17 protein-coding genes are annotated in these 22,072 nt (G+C 31.4%); 9 read left to right on the forward strand and 8 right to left on the reverse strand.

Going from position 1 to position 22,072, the window contains the following annotated elements:
- The first annotated feature begins 63 nt into the window (after nucleotides 1-63).
- Complete coding sequence (locus D1815_RS08985; protein WP_118386679.1) at nucleotides 64-636, forward strand: toxin-antitoxin system YwqK family antitoxin; 573 nt, start codon at nucleotides 64-66, stop codon at nucleotides 634-636.
- Between the two features lie 25 nt (nucleotides 637-661).
- Nucleotides 662-1,012, forward strand: a complete 351-nt coding sequence (locus D1815_RS08990; RefSeq protein ID WP_162897355.1) for a hypothetical protein — start codon at nucleotides 662-664, stop codon at nucleotides 1,010-1,012.
- A 57-nt stretch (nucleotides 1,013-1,069) separates the two neighbouring features.
- Here D1815_RS08990 and D1815_RS08995 read toward each other — a convergent pair whose 3' ends face one another.
- The 4 genes from D1815_RS08995 to D1815_RS09010 form a co-directional block, all read right to left on the reverse strand.
- On the reverse strand, nucleotides 1,070-3,946 hold the full coding sequence (locus D1815_RS08995) for a pitrilysin family protein (protein WP_118386681.1): 2,877 nt from the start codon (nucleotides 3,944-3,946) through the stop codon (nucleotides 1,070-1,072).
- A 315-nt stretch (nucleotides 3,947-4,261) separates the two neighbouring features.
- On the reverse strand, nucleotides 4,262-8,032 hold the full coding sequence (locus D1815_RS09000; protein WP_118386682.1) for a T9SS type A sorting domain-containing protein: 3,771 nt from the start codon (nucleotides 8,030-8,032) through the stop codon (nucleotides 4,262-4,264).
- Nucleotides 8,033-8,172: 140 nt separating this feature from the next.
- Nucleotides 8,173-9,711, reverse strand: coding sequence for a YifB family Mg chelatase-like AAA ATPase (locus tag D1815_RS09005; protein WP_027393873.1), 1,539 nt, complete (start codon nucleotides 9,709-9,711; stop codon nucleotides 8,173-8,175).
- A 632-nt stretch (nucleotides 9,712-10,343) separates the two neighbouring features.
- Nucleotides 10,344-11,678, reverse strand: coding sequence for an aspartate kinase (locus D1815_RS09010; RefSeq protein WP_027393874.1), 1,335 nt, complete (start codon nucleotides 11,676-11,678; stop codon nucleotides 10,344-10,346).
- A gap of 106 nt (nucleotides 11,679-11,784) precedes the next feature.
- Here D1815_RS09010 and D1815_RS09015 point away from each other — a divergent pair, with 106 nt between their 5' ends.
- Entirely contained in the window at nucleotides 11,785-12,429 is a 645-nt protein-coding gene (locus tag D1815_RS09015; protein WP_027393875.1) for a hypothetical protein, read from the forward strand.
- A 58-nt stretch (nucleotides 12,430-12,487) separates the two neighbouring features.
- Here the strand turns inward: D1815_RS09015 and D1815_RS09020 are convergent, their stop codons facing one another.
- The 4 genes from D1815_RS09020 to D1815_RS09035 all read right to left on the reverse strand — a co-directional run bounded on the left by D1815_RS09020 (nucleotide 12,488) and on the right by D1815_RS09035 (nucleotide 18,154).
- The gene (locus D1815_RS09020) at nucleotides 12,488-14,560 is read right to left on the reverse strand and encodes a M13 family metallopeptidase (RefSeq protein ID WP_118389936.1); all 2,073 of its coding nucleotides are present in this window, start codon (nucleotides 14,558-14,560) and stop codon (nucleotides 12,488-12,490) included.
- Nucleotides 14,561-14,864: 304 nt separating this feature from the next.
- Nucleotides 14,865-15,320: an RES family NAD+ phosphorylase gene (locus D1815_RS09025; protein WP_027393877.1), complete on the reverse strand. Its 456-nt coding sequence runs from the start codon at nucleotides 15,318-15,320 to the stop codon at nucleotides 14,865-14,867.
- Entirely contained in the window at nucleotides 15,320-15,772 is a 453-nt protein-coding gene (locus tag D1815_RS09030; RefSeq protein ID WP_027393878.1) for an antitoxin Xre/MbcA/ParS toxin-binding domain-containing protein, read from the reverse strand. The genes D1815_RS09025 and D1815_RS09030 overlap by 1 nt, the downstream gene beginning before the upstream one ends.
- A gap of 57 nt (nucleotides 15,773-15,829) precedes the next feature.
- Nucleotides 15,830-18,154: a hypothetical protein gene (locus D1815_RS09035; protein ID WP_118386683.1), complete on the reverse strand. Its 2,325-nt coding sequence runs from the start codon at nucleotides 18,152-18,154 to the stop codon at nucleotides 15,830-15,832.
- A 358-nt stretch (nucleotides 18,155-18,512) separates the two neighbouring features.
- On the opposite strand from D1815_RS09035, the gene D1815_RS09040 reads away from it, so the two are divergent.
- The 6 genes from D1815_RS09040 (at nucleotide 18,513) to D1815_RS09065 (ending at nucleotide 22,070) form a co-directional block, all read left to right on the forward strand.
- Nucleotides 18,513-19,046 (forward strand): hypothetical protein, encoded by a 534-nt coding sequence (locus D1815_RS09040; protein ID WP_027393880.1) that lies wholly within the window; start codon nucleotides 18,513-18,515, stop codon nucleotides 19,044-19,046.
- Nucleotides 19,047-19,168: 122 nt separating this feature from the next.
- On the forward strand, nucleotides 19,169-20,347 hold the full coding sequence (gene glp / locus D1815_RS09045) for a gephyrin-like molybdotransferase Glp (RefSeq protein WP_118386684.1): 1,179 nt from the start codon (nucleotides 19,169-19,171) through the stop codon (nucleotides 20,345-20,347).
- Between the two features lie 141 nt (nucleotides 20,348-20,488).
- Entirely contained in the window at nucleotides 20,489-20,821 is a 333-nt protein-coding gene (locus tag D1815_RS09050; protein WP_027393882.1) for a winged helix-turn-helix domain-containing protein, read from the forward strand.
- Nucleotides 20,818-21,390, forward strand: coding sequence for a molybdenum cofactor guanylyltransferase (locus D1815_RS09055; RefSeq protein WP_118386685.1), 573 nt, complete (start codon nucleotides 20,818-20,820; stop codon nucleotides 21,388-21,390). The genes D1815_RS09050 and D1815_RS09055 overlap by 4 nt, the downstream gene beginning before the upstream one ends.
- A complete protein-coding gene (locus D1815_RS09060) occupies nucleotides 21,381-21,620 on the forward strand; it encodes a MoaD/ThiS family protein (RefSeq protein WP_118386686.1) in 240 nt (79 codons plus the stop codon). The genes D1815_RS09055 and D1815_RS09060 overlap by 10 nt, the downstream gene beginning before the upstream one ends.
- Nucleotides 21,621-21,632: 12 nt before the next feature.
- Complete coding sequence (locus tag D1815_RS09065; RefSeq protein ID WP_027393885.1) at nucleotides 21,633-22,070, forward strand: molybdenum cofactor biosynthesis protein MoaE; 438 nt, start codon at nucleotides 21,633-21,635, stop codon at nucleotides 22,068-22,070.
- Nucleotides 22,071-22,072: the final 2 nt, after the last annotated feature.

Here is a 22,072-nt window from a genome sequence, read left to right on the forward strand (position 1 = left end):
TGTGAAAAAAAAACGTTTTATTCCGAACCTTTGTAGTGTTCAAAAACAAAAAGCATTTTTATTATGAAAAGCACATTAATTAAAATAATATTCTCCATTAGTTTAATATTTCTTCCTAGAGTCAAAGCGCAGCAGTCATTACCTTTAACCAATGGAACTTCTACTAATGGTATTTCAAAAACTATAATAAAACCAAAAAGTAATAGTAATACGTATTACTACAGCAATGGCTCTATAAAAGAAATTAGAGAAACAAGTAACAACAAGTTACATGGAACCTGGAAATTATTTTATGATAATGGCCAATTAAAAAAAGAAGGGGTATTTAATAATGATAAAATTCATGGTCAATGGAAAATCTATGATCAAAAAGGACGATTAATATTTATCGAAAACTACAATAACGGTGATGAAGATGGGATATGGAAAGCTTTTTATTCTAATGGAAAAATAAAAATTGAAGGAGCATTTACTAAAGGTAAGAGACAAGGTACCTGGAAAACATATAACGAATTCGGAGAATTAAGAAAAATAGTAACATTTGAAGATGATATAGAAAAGCGAGAATTAATTTTAGATGATAAATCTAAAGATTTAAACTTTTATTCTATAAATCAATCCATTGGAAATTATTAATACTTCTTCCAGAAACTCCCAAATCATGTTAACAATCGTTTTACTAACCATAATTGTTACTGCTATAGTAATATATTATCAATTCTATTGGACAAAAATTGAGCAACATTATGAATGTATAAATTATGAAAATTATTCTTTAATTAAAGAATCTCCTTTTTCCGAAGAGTGTAGTTCTTATCAAATTTTAAGAAAAGAAAATGAAATCTGGTTCAAAAGGGATGGATACTCTCTGTTTTATATTTCTTTAAAATCAATGGACTCAAGAAATGTTGAGTTAATTGGATTGGATGGTTATGGTATAAGAAATATGGAATTTAGAAAATACATTTGTCGATTAGTGCAAAAAATAAAAATCAAACATAATAGTCAATAAAAATAAAGGAGAACTTCAAGTTCTCCTTTATCCAAATATGATATGTTGATATAATAATTACATCTTTACATCAGATAATTTTACTTCATTAGCATCTTTATCTAACATTACTACTTCGTCAAAACCAGCATTTTTAAATTGTTCAAACTGAGTAGCAGCATCTCCTATAACTAAATATGCCATTTTAGACTCATCCAGATATTTGTTAGCCAGTGCTTTATGCTGTTCTAGAGTCATTCCTTCAATAATTGACTCTTCTTTAGCTATATAATCAGCAGGAAGGTCATATCTTCCCATTTCTTGTAATATTCCTAATAATGCGAATTGAGTTTCGAATTTACGTGCATTTGATTTAATTAAAGCATTTTTAGTAAATGTCAAATCTTCTTCAGAAATACCGCTTTTATATTTTTCGATTTCATCTTTAAATATTTTTACTGATTCAAAAGTAGTATTGGTACGTACACTAGAAGAAGCGGTAAATGTTCCTGGAATTTTACTTCCACTAAACCCTGATCTTGCACCATAAGTATACCCTTTTTCTTCTCTAAGAATTAGGTTAACGTTTCCGGAAAAAGATCCTCCTAACTTATAATTCATTACCGTAGCTGGGAAATAATCTTCATCTGTACGAGCCATAGATAAGTACCCAATATTGATAACTGATTGTTTTGCATTAGGAATATCTACAAAGTACAAAGATGCTTTATCTCTATTATTTACAATTTCATACTCAGGAATAGTAACTTCTTTACTTGCCCATTTACTCTCTAAGTTTTTAAGTGAAGCTATAGCCTTATCCTTATTTAAATCACCAACTATTTGAAATTTACTTACGGATGGAGAAAAATTATTCGTATAAAATTGCTTTAAGTCATCAATAGTTATAGATTCTACCGAAGTTACTGTTCCACTAGTTGGATATGCAAACATGTGTTTATCTCCATACAATACCTTATTATAAACATTTCTTGCAACAACATTAGGGTTGGCAGCTGATCTTTTTATTCCATTAATAGTTTTAGTCTTAATTCTTGCGAATTCTTCCTCATCCCATCTAGGTTCTAATAAAATTTCTTCTACAAGGTTTATCGTTTTATCTAGATTACGTGCTAATGTATTTCCACTAATGATTATAGCTTCTCTTGTAGTATACATATTAATTGAAGCTCCTAACAATTCTATTTCTTCTTCTAACTGCTCTGGAGTTTTAGTTGCAGTTCCTTCCATCATTATGTCAGTCATAAGGTTTGCAACTCCAACCTTATCAAAAGAATCTAATAAATGACCTCCAGAAATCACTAAACTAAAATTCACTAAAGGAAGTTCATTTTGTTCCATTCCGTATACTTTCATTCCATTAGCTAATGTTGTATTCCAAGAAGATGGAATATTAAGCTTAGGAGACTCTCCTTCTTTAGGCGCTACAGATCTATCGAAAGCGGATGGTGTTTTTTCTATTTCTTCTTTTGTTTCTGCCACTGCGTTTTCTACATTCTCTTTGATTTCTTCTTCTACAACAGCAGCTTTTTCAGAATCATTGGCTGCTAAATCAACTTTCCCTTTAGGAACAAAGCTCGTAATAACATAAGGTTTTCCTTTAATGTACTTATTATATACTCTCAATACATCTTCTTTGGTAACCGCTTTGATATTTTCTATATCTTGGGTAATAAATCCAGGATCTCCAGCAAATACATTATACTGTGCTAACTGAAAAGATTTTCCTAAAACACTACTTATTCCATTATAAAACTGAGTCTCTAGACCGGCCTTTATTCTTTCAATATCCGTATCTGTGATTCCTTCTTCTTCAAATTTCTTAAACGCTTCAAAAACTCCAGCTTCGATATCTGCTAAGCTTTTTCCTTCATTAGCGGTAACATTAACTCTAAATTTACCAGCTATTTCCATAGAACGATTCCAAGCATTTGTATCCGATGTCAATTCTTTTTCTTTAACTAACACCTTATACAATGGAGCTTTTTTTCCTTCGGACAACAATTCTCCTAAAAAATCTAAAGCATATGCATCATCTGTATATTGTTCTACAGTTGGCCATACCATATTAAGTTGAGCAGTTGTAGCAAAATTATCTTCATGCATAAACCTCTTTGTCCCTGACAAAGTTACATTCTGAACTTTTAATTTTTCTACTGGTTGTCTTTTTTTGATTTCACCAAAATACTTTTCAATCATTGCCTTAGCATCAGCTGTTTCAAAATCACCTGCTAATACCAGTGTGGCATTATTTGGACCATAATACTTATCATAAAACTCCTTTACATCTTCTACCGTAGCATTCTGAAGATCTACTAACTCCCCTATCACTTGCCAATTATAAGGATGACCTTCTGGAAAAATATTTTTATCAATTACCCAACTTGTATGACCATAAGGGTTATTATCAACTCGTTGTCTTTTTTCATTTTGAACTACCTCTTGTTGATTATTAAAAGCACTTTCGGTAACTGTATTAATCAAGAATCCCATTCTATCAGATTCTAACCACATTACTGTTTCCATTGCATTTTTAGGAACCACTTCGTAATATATAGTCCCATCTTGCCAAGTACCTCCATTAAGAGTTCCTCCTACATCCTGAATCTTTTTGAAAAACTGATCCTGAGGTACGTTTTCCGATTCTTGGAATAGCATATGTTCAAATAAATGAGCAAACCCTGTTCTTCCTGTTTTTTCTCGATTAGATCCTACACCATATTGTATAGCAACCGAAACAATAGGATCTGATTTGTCTTGATGTAAAACAACCTGAAGGCCATTTTCTAATTCGTACTTTTCGAAATCGATAGATAATTTACCAACTTCCTCGTTTTCTGATTTAGTTTCTGCTGTTTCTTTTTTACAAGAAATAACGGAAACAAATAAAAAGGATAATGCTACTAAAAGCGTCCTAGATATTCGAGTTTTCATGTTTTATTTTTTTGATTAAGGTTTAAATGTAGTTTAAGGAAATGAGTATTTATATTGTTATATTATTAAAAAAACGTTAAAAAGGTCGTTTTTTATTCAAAAAAGTTTCTGTATACATTAAAATTTTAAGATTTATTTATTTTAACTGTTGATCCTAATATAAATCCCTTTATAATATTTTTTTTATAAATACATTACTCTATATCTCATTCCATATTAAACTTAAAAAAAGAAAAGCTATATATATTATATATAACAATACAAAATATATAAAGCTTTTATAATTCGTAATTATAAAAATTAATTAAGTATTGACTATTCTTTAACCATTTTCTTAATTAATCTTCTTTGATCATTTTCTATTACAATAAAATAAGCTCCAGGTGACAAAGATGATATATTCAATTCAACCTGCTTGGAAGTTATTTTCTGGATATCAAGAGTTTTATTTAATTTCCTTCCTCTTATATCAAAAATTGTAATAGTAGGATTAACAAAGTTAACTGTATTATCTATGTACAACCTACTTCGAGTAGGGTTTGGATGGATTTTTATAGTATCTAAATTAAAATCTTCAACACTAAGAGTAGTAGGCTCGACATTTAAAGTAAAATTAATTACCTGTTGTGCTACCCCACAATTTGCTCCAAAAGTAACTTCTACTGTCCAATCTCCATCTTCATCCCCATTAAGTTCTATATTATCAAAATTAATACTATCGGTATTATATGTTTGACCTCCAGGTGCAGTCCAAACTACCGAAGCATTAAACGGAGAAGCTGGTATTGTCAATTCTATATTTAAATCTTCTAAAACTTCAATTGTTTCTCCGTCACTAAATGATACTGCTGTTCCTCCATCAATACTATATACTGTGTCTCCATCCGATAAATCAGGAGTATCAGCTGCAATGTTAATATTTACAGGTGTTCGAATCGATTCACACCTCCCTCCTTTTGATGTAAAATTCCAATCATAAAAGAAGTAATAGAATTCTAATGCATTTACTGTGTTTCCAACAATTGAAACTACATTGGAAGGTGAAGTATAAGGATAACTAACTCCATTTCCTGCAGGTGTTCTTCTTAATGAAACTAAATCACTTGTTACAGATATTATATTATTATTCCCTTTAGGAACATTAAGGTTTACAATTACTAACGATTCCCCTAATGGAATATCTACAGTAGTTGAAGCGACTACATTTCCAGCTGCATCAGCAACTTGTATAGTTCTAGATCCAGCAGACATAGCTGACATCATAAAAGACTCAATAGTAATATCATCATTCGTATTAAAAATCAACCCCTGAGAAAAATCATAATCAGCAGCTGTACTAATATCTGGCGCAGGTGTTTTCTCTGAAACTATTACTGAAGAAACTCCTGAAACATAATAAGTAGTAGGACCTGTTATAGCTGGGGTTATAAAAGATGTCCCTGTTGCTATTTCAGCACCTCCTGTAGCCGCAGTATACCACTTATAATCTGTGCTCCCCGAGGCTGTAAGTGTTGCTTGATCATTAGCACAAACATCAATATCAGAAACTAAAGGTTGTAAAGCTTCTTCCAAGTCTAACGAAAATGCATACTCAATTGATCCACACGTTCCATCTGAATCAATTGTCACCAAATATTGACCTGCTTCATTTAAGGATAGATCATTAATTGTTATAGACGCATCTGCACTAGAGAAGCCATTTGGTCCAGACCAAACATAAGTTGGATTAGCTCCTGTAAGTACATCTAATTGAAATTTGATTGATTGTCCAGTACATAAGCCTACTAAGGACCCTTCTTCAACAGCTCCATTATCTATTGACAATTCTTGTTTTGCAGTAATTGTAAGACAATTAGGAAGTGAAGATCTCCATATACCCCTTCCATAAGTAGCTGCGGTAATGGAATTATCAGCTATATTAATTTCTAAATCATTAACTATAGTAGTTGGTAAATTATTTAAAAATGGAGTCCAAGATCCATCATTAACACTCCTATACACACCAATACTCGTACCTATGTATATTGGATCTTGTGATTGACCAGAATGGTGCACTATATCATTTATAAAAAAGTAATTGTCATTTATTGGTAAATTTGAAGAAATATTATTAAAAGTATTTCCTCCATCGATTGACTTATGAACGGCAGATGCCGTAGTAACCCATACAATATTAGGATCTGTATTATGAATAGCTATTCCTCTTATTCTGCTTCCAAAATTAAATACATCTACAACATTATTTCCTGAATCAGTTGTTTTCTTAAGTGTACTACTTACTGAAATATACATAATTGCATTATCAGATGACGCTATTTCCATTTGACTTGCTGAACTTCCTAAATCCGCTAATTGTACCCATCCATTTTCAGCTGCATTTAAACGATATAAATTATCATAACCAGCAAATAACTCTCCTGTTGCGTTTATTGCTAATGGCGTTATCCAATTCCCATTAGATCCAGCTGGTTGGGGCACACTTCCTGAACCACTACTACCTGCATTCGAAGACAAATATAGCCCTCCTCCATTTTGAATAAATCCGTAATACTTATCATCATTTGTTGGATCAATTGCTGTATCCATTCCATCTGCACCATAGTAATTAAGCCAATTTCCATTTCCATTATTATATGCGTGCCCTCCATTATCTTGTAATCCTCCAACCATTTTATTTGGATCATTTTGAGAAACAGCCACTTTATAAAATTGACTTGCTTGAATACCAGCTGTATGATCTGTAAAAACATTCCCACCATTAGTAGATGAATAAATACCTCCGTCCGAACATACGAAAACAGTTCCTCCAAAAGATCTAATCATATGTATATCTGCATGCGTATAAGAAGCACCTTGAGGGAAAGACCATTCATTTAATTTACTAAAAGATGTACCTCCATCATCTGACTTCCAAACATTAAGACAACCTACAAATACTTCATCAGCATCTGTTTGTGAAACACCTAAGGCTAAATCATAAAAAGCTTGTTGACTTTCTATAACATCCGTAGAACTATTTTTTTCTAAGAAAGACTCTCCACTATTTTCAGAGCGATATACACCTTGAAAAGATTCGTCCGCATTAACACTTAATATGTAGACATATTCGTTATTTGCAGGTGTTACCTCAATTACCATTCTACCACTACCTGTTGGAGTTCCATTGGTAATAATATTAAAGGAATCTCCTCCATTGGTCGATTTATAAAATTCGCTAGGAGTTACAGCATATATTACATTAGGATCGCTTGGTTTTAATTTAATATCTTTAATATTTCCTGGTAAAGTAACATTCCAAGTTACACCTGCATCTATTGATTTAAAAATTCCTGTATTAGTAGCTACCCATAATATACTAGAATTGGTTGGATGTATATAAATTTCATTCATTGACAATGGTGTATTACTTGGAGCCAATCCAGTCGGATTCCAAGTTTGTCCGCCATCTGTAGATTTAAAAACACCGGCACTTAAAGTATCATTTCCATCATCATCTCCTGTGGAGATATAAATAATATCAGAATTAGAATAATCTATAGCAATTCCTGAAACCCCTATTTGAGGTAAATTATCTGTTAAAGGCATCCATCCATTTCCAGCGTTAACTGATTTCCATAATCCTCCCGCAGGAGTACCTACATACCAAATATTTGCATCATTCGGATCTACAGTTATAGCATTAATTCTAGCTTGACCTGAAGACCAAGACCCTGTATTTGTATGGGTAAAAGGTCCTATGGCTTCCCAATTACTTAAATCTGTAGATATTAATTTATTATTTATTTCATTCCTATGTTCCCAAGCAATCCATTTATCTTCAGGAGTTGGCAAGTATCCTTCTCCATCAACAACATCCTCCCAAATATATTCCCATCTTTTAAATGGTTTATATCCACTACCTTTCTTACTAGGGTCTCTTGTTTCCCAATAATCATTAAAAGCTTGTTGAATTTCTTGAAAAGTAGGTCTTAATTCCTTGTTGGTCTTACTTTGTCTCAGGTTCCGCATCCAAGGAGCATCTTGATTGTATTGAGCATTAATTATTCCGAAAAAAAGTAGAGCGAAAAAGAGATAAAAATTTTTCATAATTTGTGCAAAAGATTAATAAATGTTTTAAAATATATAGAATTATTTAATTCAAAAAAAATGTCTTGTCTAGTTACAACAGTTTTAGCAAAAATTACCCTACTTATAATGTAAAAAAATTTCTGCCTATCCAATAAAATTTAACCCAACCACCCATCACGATCTAAACTTCGATACTGTATTGCTTCAGAAATATGATCTCCATTAATTGATTGAGAACCCTCTAAATCTGCGATAGTTCTAGAAACCTTTAATATTCTATCATACGCTCTAGCCGAAAGGTTTAATCTTTCCATAGCGGTTTTTAATAATTCTTTTGAAGCATCATCTAATTGACAATAAACTCTTAATTGTCTCACACCCATCTGGGCGTTATAATGAATGTTTTTTAAATCTAGAAACCTTTTTGTTTGTATATCTCTAGCTTTAATAACACGTTGTCTTATCATAACACTACTCTCACCTCTTCTTTCTTCACTTAATTTATCAAAAGGAACCGGAGTAACTTCGATATGAATATCAATTCGATCCAATAAAGGTCCAGAAATTTTACTAAGGTATCGTTGCATTTCTGCAGGAGAAGAAGTCACTGGCGCATCGGGATCATTAAAATACCCTCCAGGACTTGGGTTCATACTCGCTACTAACATAAAGCTGGATGGGTAAGTCACAGTAAACTTAGCTCTAGAAATTGTTACTTCTCTATCCTCTAATGGTTGACGCATAACTTCTAATACATCTCGTTTAAATTCAGGAAGTTCATCCAAAAACAAAACACCATTATGTGACAAAGAAATCTCACCAGGTTGCGGATAACTACCTCCACCAACTAAAGCAACATTAGATATTGTATGATGAGGACTACGAAAAGGACGTTGTGCCATTAATCCAACATTATCTTTTATTCTTCCAACAACACTATGAATTTTCGTCGTTTCTAATGCTTCTTGAAGAGACATTGGAGGCAATATGCTTGGTAACCTCTTACTCAACATTGTTTTTCCACTACCTGGGGGTCCAACTAAAATAATATTATGACCACCTGCAGCAGCAATCTCCATGCATCTTTTTATACTCTCTTGCCCTTTTACATCCGCAAAATCAAACTCTGGATTATCTAGTTCTTTATAAAATTCTTCTCTAGTATCCACAACGGTTTGATTCAAAGTTCCTTTTCCATCGAAAAAATCTATAACTTCTTTAATATTTGTTACACCGTAAACTTCCAAATTATCCACTATTGCAGCTTCTTTTGCATTTTGAGTAGGTAAAATAAATCCTTTAAACCCTTCTTCTCTAGCTTTAATAGCAATAGGCAAAGCTCCCTTTATAGGTTGAAGACTTCCGTCTAACGATAATTCTCCCATTATTAAATAATCAGAAATATGTTCTCCCTTAATTTGAGAACTGGCAGCAAGTATACCCAAAGCTAATGTTAGGTCATATGCTGATCCCTCTTTCCTAAGATCTGCGGGAGCCATATTAATGGTAATCTTCTTACCTGGAAGTTTATAATTATTATTCTGTAGTGCAGCTGCAATTCGAAAACTACTTTCTTTAATAGCATTGTCAGGCAATCCTACTAGATGATATCCAATCCCTTTATCTATATTAACTTCTACAGTTATTGTCGTAGCCTCAACACCGAAAACGGCACTTCCAAAGACCTTAATAAGCATATTCTTTTTTTAAATTATAACTAGAATATCTCCTTATGTGATACCATCGCTATAAGTATATGTCATTTCCGATCTATATGTTACTGGCAAATCACTATTTTTTTCAAAAAATTTTAAAAACTTGTTATAAAAAGGGATTACAGATTAGATCTGTATTAATTATTACACCCTATAAATACTATTGTTTAGGACTTACGAAAAGGCAATATTTAATTAGTAGTCGTAAGAAATTTTACTACCCAAAATATAGAAACTTACAACCAACAAAAAAACAGAAAATAATCAGCCCTATTAAAATTAATGCGTTGATACGAATTACTTTAAAATAAAAACAACTTAATAAAAGTAAAGGTAACAACCGAATAAAAAACAAACAAAACAATTTCTAGACGATATTTTTCTACGATTCTCTTTAACATTGGAAGTGGTTTAAGTTTATTGGTTTATATATAAAACAGCTAATTATCTTTCTACCCTATATTTATTAAAAAAATCCCAACCTGGTTAATTGTTGGGATTAAATAAAAAAATAATAATCTTTATAAAAGTAAAATTTTATTGTCTTGAAAAAACAATACAAATACTGCGTTTTTCCTTTTACTTAAGACTCATCATATTACATAACAAACAATTTAGAGAACTGCTTCCTGATGAGAAAGAAACAACCTCTCATTTAAAAACCTAAGGGTAGGTATTTTATCTTTAGTTTCTACAAGAATAGATATATTATTATTACTCCCGCCATAAGAAATCATTCTAACAGGTATATAATTAAGGATTTCAAAAAGTTTATGAGAATTTTTATCGTTAATTACAGATTCTCCAACAATACAAATAATACTATGATTCTGTTCAACCGTAACCTCTGCATACCCCTCTATTTCTTTTACTATTTCATCAATGTGAGTAACATCATCAATCGTTAAAGAAATTGCTATTTCTGATGTAGTAATCATATCAATGGATGTATGATAATTATCAAAAACTTCGAAAATCCTTCTAAGATATCCGTGTGCCATCAACATTCTATTTGATTTAATTTTAATGGCTGTTATTCCATCTTTCGCAGAAATGGCTTTTAATCCTTTTCTATATGTTTTATTAGAAATTACTGTTCCAGCTGCCTTAGGATCGAACGTATTTTTTAATAGTACAGGAATATCTTTATCTACAACTGGAGAAACTGTTTGTGGATGTAAAATTTTAGCTCCAAAATATGCTAATTCCGCAGCTTCATTATATGTAAGATGAGCAATTGGGTTTGTACCTTCTACATATCTAGGATCATTATTATGTAACCCATCGATATCTGTCCATATTTGAATCTCACTGGCATTTAGTGCAGCACCTATAATAGTAGCGGTATAATCGCTACCTCCTCTTTTAAGCGTACTAATTTGATGTAAATGATCTCTACAAACAAATCCCTGCGTTATATATATATTAGAAGTTTCATTGCTTTCCAGAACTTCATTTAATTTCTGAGAGACCTTTTTAATATTTGGATTATCCACATTATCAACACACATAAAATCCTTTGCCGAAATTAATTGATTGGTAACTCCAATAGTACTCAAAAAGTTCGAGAAAATATAGGTTAACAATGTCTCACCAAAAGTAAGAACCCTAGCATTTAACACTTCTGTATATTCCTGGTTAGACAACTCTAACATTTCTGTTATCATTGAAGAAATTCCATCCTTAAGACTATTTTTTAGCATTAAGTCATCTACTAAGGTATCAACTACCTCTAAATGTTTATTCTCTAATCTATGAAGATTTCTAGTAATACCTTCTGCATCTTTTAGTTTTATATATGCTACTAAATTTACCAACTGATCAGTAACTCCAGACATCGCAGAACATACAACGATCTTTTGGTCATTATCACTTATAAGTATATCCTTAACTTTATACAAATTCTCTACAGACCCAACAGATGTTCCTCCAAACTTTAAAATCTTCATAGCAATTTTTATTTTTTACAATGCATAATTAGACAATAGAGCATAAAGAATAAATATTTTGATAAAAAAAGTATATATTTGCACAATATGTTAAATATCTAACAGAATGAAAACTATTACAGATTGTGTTCACAATATACTGAGGCATCAGCCATTTTTGGAAGACGCACTATCACGAGATATTATTAATTTTAGTTCACTCGCTACCGATCTATTGCCGCAAGTAGAAAAAGAAATGAGAAAACCCGTAAAGTCAGGTTCCATTGTAATGGCTTTACGAAGATATCATCCTAAAAGAATTAAACATTCAGAAAATCTTGGAAGCTTAGGCGATATTGTGGTAAGGTCAGGAATTACAGAATATGCTTTTCTAAACTCTAATACAATTCTTACCAGTCAATCTAATCTATTAAATACTGTGAAAGATAAATCAAAAACCTATTTCACATATTCTAGTAATTTCCAAGAAAGTAATATACTTGTTTCTTCATCCCTTAAGTCAGTGGTTGAAGATCATTTTAAGGATGAAACATGTATATCCGTCAAAGATGATTTATCTTCTATGTCTATTGCTCTTCCTGATGATAGTTCTAGATCGATTGGATTATATTTCTATATATTTAAGCTTTTAGCATATGAAGGAATTCCAGTTTTTGAAATTATATCGACTTCTAATTACTTCACTCTTTTTTTAGAAAAAGAATATGTAAATGATGCATTTCTTTTAATGAATGAAATAAAAGAAAATTAAAAATCTTCAATAAAAAAAGCCCTGATATCATCAGGGCTTTTCATTTATTTTTATTTGTTTACCAAATATTCACTCTCTTCTCCGGCTCTAAATACATTTTATCTCCTTGTTTAATATCGAAAGCATCATAAAATGCTTGAACATTTAACAATGGTTGAATTGCTCTAGTAGTTCCAGGAGAATGTGGATCTGTCTTAATTTGCGTTCTTAACGCATCTTCTCTAACCTTCGTTCTCCAAACAGTAGCCCAAGACATAAAAAATCGTTGTTCTGGAGTAAATCCATCAATATCCTCAGGTCGCCCATTTTCTGCTAAATGCATCTGTAATCCATCATAAGCTCCCAATACACCTCCAAGATCTCCTATATTCTCTCCAAGAGTAAACTTACCATTGATATATACACTATCTAACACTTCGATTGCGCTATATTGTTCAGCAAGAGCATCACCTCTTTCGGTAAATTTCTTAAGATCATCTTCTGTCCACCAATTAGATAAATTTCCATCTGCATCAAAACGAGCACCAGAATCATCAAAAGCATGAGAAATTTCATGACCAATAACAGCTCCAATCCCTCCATAATTTACAGCTTCATCAGCAGTATAGTTATAAAATGGAGGTTGTAATATTGCCGCAGGAAAAACAATCTCGTTATTAAGAGGATTAAAATAAGCATTAACGGTTTGTGGAGACATTCCCCATTTAGTTTTATCTACTGGTTCTCCAATATCATCAAATTGTCTATCCTGAGCCCATTTGCTAACAGCTGCCATATTATCAAAATAAGATTTATCCGCAGAAACTGTCATCTTAGAATAATCTTCCCACTTATCTGGATATCCAATCTTAACTGTAAATTTATCAAGTTTTTCTATTGCCTTTACCTTTGTGGTATCACTCATCCAATCCAATCGCTCAATTCTAGCCTTAAAAGCTGTGATAACATTAGCAATCATTTTTTCTGCCTTTTCTTTTGCTTCAGGCGGAAACTTTTCGTCAACATATAACTGACCTAATGCTTCTCCTACTGTTCCATTAACAGTTGCTAAAGCACGCTCATCAGCCGGTCTTTGCTCTTTCTGACCTCTTAAATATTTACTGTAAAATTCCCAGTTTGCTTTTTCTATATCAGTTGATAAAAGACCTGTAGCGCTATTAAAGGTATCCCATCTTACAAGTGTTTTGATATCTTCTATAGGTGTATTTTTAAAAAAACCATCTAAAGACTTTGTATATCTCAAATGAGCAACTATAATAGTATCGAATTTTTTAGTTACACCAAGATCCGAGATCATTTTATTTAAATCCAAAGTTGACAACATTTTATCCGCTTCTGCAAGCGTTCTTGGATTATTATAATTACGAGCGTCTCTACTCTCTTCTTTATTTAGTCTTGGTTCTGCAAGTTGAGTTTCCATCTTTAGGATCTTATCTGCCGCAATTTTTGCATCAGCCTCAGTATCTCCTAACATCCCAAGCATTCTTACAATATGCTTTTTATACTCTTCGCGAATTTCTTTTGATTTTGAGTCCTGATCTAAATAATAATCTCTATCTGGCAAACCAAGGCCATTTTGACCAAGATATACTGCATTCATAGCACTATTATTAAGATCTGCCTGTACTCCCAATCCAATAAAAGGTGAAGAAACTGAAGGGTTTTTTGCCAATACTGTTTGAAGATCTTCTAGATTATTAATAGACGCAATAGCATCTAATGCTGGTTGAAGTGGTTTTACTCCTGCAGCATTTCTAGCTGTAGTATCTAATTTAGTATCGAAAATTGCTAAAGCCTTAGCTTGATCAGTATCTGCACTATATTTTCCACTCTTTTTTGCTTTAGCCAAGATTTCTAAAACATCATTATCCGTAGATTTTCTTAATACACCAAAACCACCCCAGCTAGTTCTATCTTCCGGAATTTCTGTATTCTTCATCCAACTACCATTAACGAAGTTATAAAAATCTTCCTTTGGACTAACGGTGGGGTCCATATTGTCCAAAACGATACCTGGAACTTTTTCAACTTCGGCCACAGCCTCGGTTTCCTTTTCTTCCTCTTTTTTGGTTTCATTCTTGCAACTGACAAATGCAATGACGAATGCAGCCAAAAAATACACTTTTCTCATTTTTGTATTCATTTTATTAATAAATTAAGTTTAGTTCTTTGGAATAAGACGTAAAAATTGAGGATTCGTTACTCATATCCAATCTTGCAAGTTAGGCAAATTGTAAAAATACAGGAAGCTCTTTTTAAAAATTTAACTAATCAAAAACAAAAACAAAACCATTAAACCGTTGAAAAACAATGCTTAAACCGTAAGTTACATTATCTTATTAACAAAAAATTAGCTACAAAACATCATTAATAATGATCATTATTTTTTAGAATTAAGTCTGTAAATATTGGTTTTAAAAATTAAATACAGGAAATTATTTAAGTAGTCGTGTATCAAAACTAAAAGGTTCAATCTCTATTAGCTTTACCAAATTAAAATCTGGATGTAATGGATTAATAAGAAGATTCTGCTCTCTTGGTACTATAATACTGGGAACTTTTAATCCTAAATTTATATTTTCCGATATCCAATTTAAAGCAAAATGTTGAATTCCTGTAGAAGGTGGTATTTTATTCCAATCTTTTGGTAATTCTTTAATATCTATTGTAGAAATTCTATCATCCGGTAGTTCGATGGTGGCTATAGCCATATCATCCGGAAAATATGCAGCTGGTAAATGTGCTAGAACTTCCAAAACAGAAAGAGCCGCAGTAGTACTTGTATATAGGACAGCAACCCCTTTTGGGTTCCATCTGCCTCCAACGGTTTTAGCTCCAATACCGGTAAGGTCTTTTATATACTTTTGTTTAGCAATTCTATATACCAACATTATGCAAAAATTCCATGCTCTATACGAATTAACTCTTCGTTTAATAACTGAAATCCAAAAGTGGTATCAAGAAGTTCTTTGGGTTTTTTAGTTGCTAACGCAACATTTGGATGTTCCATCCACCGTTTAAAACGATCTAAGTCTCCAAAAATATTCTCTCCCCTCGCATAAAGTTTTGCCAATTGCAAAGCTTTTGAACTTGCTTCGGTACTTAACTTTTTATTGAGCTCATAACGCTGTATCGTGCGCTCCGACAAATGCAACACATGGGCCAACTCACTCAAATCAAAATCTATCGTTTTAGCAAGATGTAATAATGCTCGCTTATCAATACCATTACGAGATAGTTCAATAAAATCATAAACATTGTGCAAAGGAATATCAATATTTAGGTACCTCAATAACCCTTTACTTTCTAAACCATCATAATCTAACGGTGATACTGCGCTCATAACCAAAAGAATTTTTTACATTGACAAATGTACAAAAAAAAACGACAATTGACTTGCTTATTGTGTAATTAAATCCAAATCCACTTTTACTGAATCTAATCTAGCTTCCATAGACCTAATTGCTACGGTAGATAAATATCTCCCTAGCGGCAGTACTGGCCTTATAAAAAGTTCTTCTTTATTAATATCTCTTGTTAACAAATTAATGGAGAAAGGCATAATTTCTGTTTGTTTTAAACTAATTACATAATCATCTCCCAATTTTTCCATAACCTCTTTTGTATGACCATATCTAACATTTTTAAGAGTTGTTAATGGGGCTGAAAGTTGGGTGCTTGTTTTCGCTATTTTTAGTTCTTCTTCATTAGTGATAATCAACTGTTTAATTTTCACTTTCTTTCTCAACAAAGGAAAAGAATCATTTAATACTTTCTTAAGCACTTCTTCAACACCAATAGATACTCTCCCTCCAATATTATCATAATATCCTGCATCTGCATATTGATCAGAAATGAATATATCCTTTTGTGTCCTATTCCTAACTTCTCCAACAGGAGTAATAAATGGAAAGCTTGCATTAATCCTCATCGCAGTCGAAAGTGCAATGGAATTATTAGGATAACTAGATTGTATAGTACTTAAAAAATCATTCATTCCCGTGAATTCTTTTACTTGAGAGTATTCTACTGGGCTAATAATATTATAATTTCCTGTTTGCGTATGTGTAGTATTGACAAACAATAAAGGTGGTATTTTTTGAGAAATCAAATCCATGGTATCACCGGTAAAAATATTATCGTAAAAAGATAGAAACTCTTTATTTATAATACTCCTACCTTTAGAATCTAAAAAGTATTTTTCATGAGCTTGGTTCCAATGTTCTTCTAATAATTGCCCTCTATTTTTAAATTTAAATAAACTAGTGACTTCCTTAAATAAATCGCGTCCTAATAAAGACAACAATGCTACCGATAAATAATTTTCCTTGTAAATACCACTAGCTTTATACTTTACAATAGGTTTATGAGCATTCTCATCAATTTTAAAGCTTGATTTTTTTCCTTCTAAACTGGTATTTCTAGCTTCTGCAAAAAACATGGAATTACCAACACCACCGCCAGAGGCTCCTGTTAATGAAAGTAAATGTTTTTCAAAATAATCCCCTTTTGTGTTTTCATATAAATAACTATGTACTAAAAAAGCCCAAAGTCCCGCTCTCGACCCTCCTCCTTCAGCAGAAACCATAATAATTGGAAAAGTAGTTTCACTATCATTAATGATGTTCTCCCTACTCTTTAACCAATAATATATATAAGTATCTAATGAAGGTCTATCAACATTTGTTTCCATCAAATTAAGTTGATAATGATCCGAAGTGTCTGAAAAAAACTTGGCAGAGAAAATACAAAAGACCGTTACAATTGATAATAAAGGAAGGCGTATTTTTTTCCCGATCAAAATCAATATAAAACAAATCATGAAAAGACTTAAAAGCGAAAGAATTAAAACGGATAATGGATTTATTCCGGTTACCAGACTAGGATAAAAATTAAATAATAGAAATGTCATTAACATAATGAACCCAGACATTAGAATAAAAGTATAAAAGAACTTTTTAGGAAAATGCTTTAAGAACTTATAACTATTAAATGACAAAGTAAAAAACAACAGTACCAATGCACTATTAGAAAGAAAAAGATTCCCTAAATCTTTCTCTGTCTGAGTATTTAGTGTTCCCAATGATATAATTAAAATCATTAATCCAATAGAAACTATAAAAATAAAAACTTTAGTTTTAGCACTTCGATTTAGAAAATCCTTTAGCACCTTGTATAGTTTAGGTTCAGACAATAACAATAGCAAAAAAACAATCAAGACTAATGTATTTGTAGGATTTAAAAATTCCGTATATGTGTTTTCTAAACCAAATAACTCCATTGCATTAAGAATACTCAATGCAGATATGGCTAATAATAAAATTGCTAAAATTCTTGGTAATGTTTTTCTCATATGAATTCTAGTCATGTAAGCATAACTAGCAGATTCACTTCTATCCTGAAATTTATAATGTTGATTAGGAATAAACCCTATGAGATTAGTAAGAGTAATGTCTTTATAATTGTGAAAATAAAAATACTTAGGAGCGTTCCAAATTAAAAATGCAGCAATAATAAGTAGCGTAAAATATAATGGAACTTCTAGTAAAAAAGCATCTGCTTGATTTAGAATTAATAATAAATCTACTGTCTGCGGAAAGTGCCATAAAGCTAAATAAACAGACCCAATAAAAAAAAGACTGATTATATTATTAGAAAGTTCTCTTAGTAGGTTTTTAAACCAAATATTAAAGCCTTGGGAAAATAATAATAGTTTGATCATCATTATAATCAAATTTAAAATTAAATATCCTTAAATCATATACTAATATTTAAAAATAAACTTAAAAAAAACGGGGTCTATCATTTTACAGCGAAAATCACTAAAAGCAATAAATTGGAAATCAATTTGTTAATAAACCTTTAAAATTTAACATTTGTCTAAACACCAGTGTTTATGGGTTAAATGAGAATTTTTGCAAAATCTATGGTAATAAAATCAATATTTAAATGCGAAAAATTACGGTTTTAACATAAAAAGTTGTATCTTGTCGTTGATTATGTGTTTTACAACGATTAAAACACTTGATTGGTAAGAAAAGACTTACTTTTTTAATTGCAGTTTAACCCAAAAACTGAACCTTATGAAAAAATTATTACCCCTATTAACATTACTTTTCGCAAGTGTTGCATTTGCGAATGTAAAAATTGACATTTCTTATAAATTAATGTCAGTGACTGAGAACACCATAATTAATGGTTTAGACGAGAATACCGAAGAAGGTGTTATTTTTATAACAGAAAGTTTACATATCGAAAACGGTGCAAGAATTAAAATCAGAAATGCGTGCTTAATTATATTAGGAGATATTTCTGGAAGCGGAATTCTTGACGTAGACGAATCAGCAACAGTTACTTTAGAAGGAGAGAAAAAAGGACGAGTTACCTTTATCGATAGATTTCTAGCGGATTCAACTTGTCAACAGAGTACTGGTTTAGAAACATTTAAAGACATTAAAGAAGTTCCCCAAGGTCTTAACTATAGTCTTTATACACTAACAGGTAGATTATTAGATCACGGTATAATTGATGATTACATTCATAATTATAGAGATCCAAAAACATACTTCATCAAAATTGAAGGTTACAAACTAAAAAAAATCGTTTTTAAAGGTTAAATCAATCATAAAAAGTAAGGTTTTATGATAGCACGGTATTTATTGCCGTGCTTTTTTTATGCGTTATAAAATTTAGGTTACCTCCAAACAAAGCAATATTTTTGATATAAAATAATTTTAAAATGATTTCTGTATCAAAAGCATTGTCCATAATCTCTGAAGTACTTTATACTCCTAAAACAAAAACCGTTTTATTAAAAGATACTAATGGATTAAGGCTTAGCAAAAATATTCCCACTCCCATAGATATGCCACCATTCCGTCAATCAGCGATGGATGGATACGCCTTGTTACTTCATGATAAAAACACCTATCAAATTATTGGTGAAGTAAAAGCAGGTGATGCAGATGATTATTCATTATTGCCAGGACAAGGAGTTCGCATTTTTACAGGTGCAAGAGTTCCTGATAATGCAAATACTATAGTAATACAAGAAAAGGTAATAAGATCAGAAAACACTATTACCATAAATGAAGAAATACACCAAAACCAAAATATTAGAGCCACTGGAGAACAGATAAAAAAAGGAGATATTGCATTAGAAAAAGGAACAAAAATATCTCCTGCTGGTATTGGATTTTTAGCAGGATTAGGGATTACTGATTTGGAAGTTTTTATTCCCCCAAGCGTAGCGATAATAACAACTGGAAATGAATTAATAGCGCCTGGACAAAAATTACAACAAGGAAAAATCTATGAAAGTAATTCTGTTCAACTACAAGCTGTTCTAGAGCAATTTCAAATAAAAGAAATTAATAAATATATTGTTCAGGATGAATATGAAAGTACAAAAGAAACAATCAGGCAAGCTATTGAAAACAATGATTTAGTATTAATCAGTGGAGGAATTTCTGTAGGTGATTATGATTTTGTAAAAGAAGCTTTATCCGAACTTGGCACCGAAGAATTATTTTATAAAATCAAACAAAAACCTGGTAAACCATTGTTTTTTGGAAAAAATAAGGAAACATTCATTTTTGCTTTACCCGGTAATCCTGCATCCTCTCTTACTTGCTTTTATATTTATGTAATTACTATTATTCAAAAAATAATGGGTGATTCCTCTTCTGATGGTCTTAAAAGGACTATGAAATCTTTAACAAAAGATTTTATCAAAAAAGGAGATCGGGCACAGTTTTTAAAAGCTAAAGTTTCTAATGAAACTGTAGAAATTCTAGATGGTCAAAGTTCTGCCATGTTATATTCCTATGCTGTAGCAAATGCTTTAGTTTTTATTCCAGAAAATATTAGTAAAGTTGATAAAGATTCTTTGGTAGAAACTATTTTGTTACCTGATTAATTTTATGTTTTCAAAAAAGAACACAACTATAATTTCAATTTACCTTATCAAACTCTTTCTATTTTGAATAAATCATAAAAATTTCTGAAAGAGTGTATTCTTTATTTTTTTCGTTATATCTTGCAGGAAACAACGGCTAGCATGTACCACATAAAAAGCAGGATATGGATCGAAGGTGAGAAGGGTGTTTTTCTTGGCGAAGGAAGAATTAAAATTCTAAAAGCCATAAAAACTGAAGGTTCTCTCTCTAAAGCTGCAAAATCTCTTGGGATGTCGTATAAGAAAGCTTGGAATTTAGTTGATTCCATTAATAAAAATGCTTCTACTCCTGTTGTGATTACAAATACAGGGGGAAGCGGTGGTGGTGGTACAGAAATAACTGAATACGGCCTAAAAATGATTAATGCATTCGAAAACATAAATAAAAATTGCTGGGATTTCTTAGATCAACAACTAAAAGAGCTACAATTATGAGTTCTCTAAAAGGTTTAGACATAACAGGTATTATACTAGCTGGTGGTAAGAGTAGTAGAATGGGAGAAGATAAAGGTTTAAAACTGCACAAAGGAAAACCTTTTATAGCTCATATTCTAAAGGCACTAGAATCAATTACAGACAAAATTCTAATCATTACTAATAATCCAGCTTATACTATTTTTGGTTATCCGTGTATTTCGGATATAATTCCTGATTTAGGACCTGTTGGAGGGATCTATACTGGATTAACACATACTAGAACAAAACAGAATTTAGTACTTAGTTGTGATGTTCCTTTTGTTAATCATATGGTTCTAGATAAATTAATTTCAGCGTATGAACCTAATTTTGATATAATCACTTTCCAAGATATTCCATTGATTACGTTATATAATGAATCTGTTATTAATACTTTTCTAGAAAGTATTAATAAAAAACGTTTAAGCCTAAGAAAAACACTATCTACACTAAAAGTAAAAAGTATTCCTATAGAAGATACTATAGCTCCGTACGTAAAAAACATAAATACACAGCAACAATATAAACAGGCAACGCAATGGAATTAAAGATTTTATATTTCGGGATGATTGCTGAAGCTACTAATTGCAAAGAAGAAATTATTTCTTTAGAAAAAGGTAGCAAAGTAGATCAATTAGAAAATTTACTGAAAAACAAATATCAAAAATTGCAAGGATTATCATTTAAAATTGCGATTGATAAAGAAATTAAGTCAAATAATACACTACTTAGCTCCACAAGTGAGATAGCATTATTACCTCCGTTTTCTGGTGGTTAAAAAAAGTAATACATGGAAAAAAGAAAAACTGTTTTTGTAGAAGGACCGATACGTCCAAGTTTTATAGCAAACTCTATCGAAAAACATCAAACTAAGACAACCATTGGTGCTCACGATATTTTTTTAGGTCAAGTACGAGCAGATGAGATTGAAGGTAATACTGTACAAGCGATTGAATATTCTGCATATAAGGATATGGCCGAAGAAAAATTTCACGAAATACGTGAAGCTACTTTTGATAAATATGATCTTACCTGTATGCATATTTATCATAGTTTAGGAAAAGTAAAAGCTGGCGAAATTTGTCTTTTTGTATTTGTATCTTCTCCGCATAGAAGAGCAGCTTTTGAAGCATTGGAGTTTTTAGTAGAAGAAATAAAAAAAGATGTCCCTGTATTTGGAAAAGAAATTTTTGAAGACGAAACCCATGTTTGGAAAGTAAATAATTAAGA

The organism is Aquimarina sp. AD1, assembly GCF_003443695.1.
In the GTDB taxonomy this organism is placed as follows: domain Bacteria; phylum Bacteroidota; class Bacteroidia; order Flavobacteriales; family Flavobacteriaceae; genus Aquimarina; species Aquimarina latercula.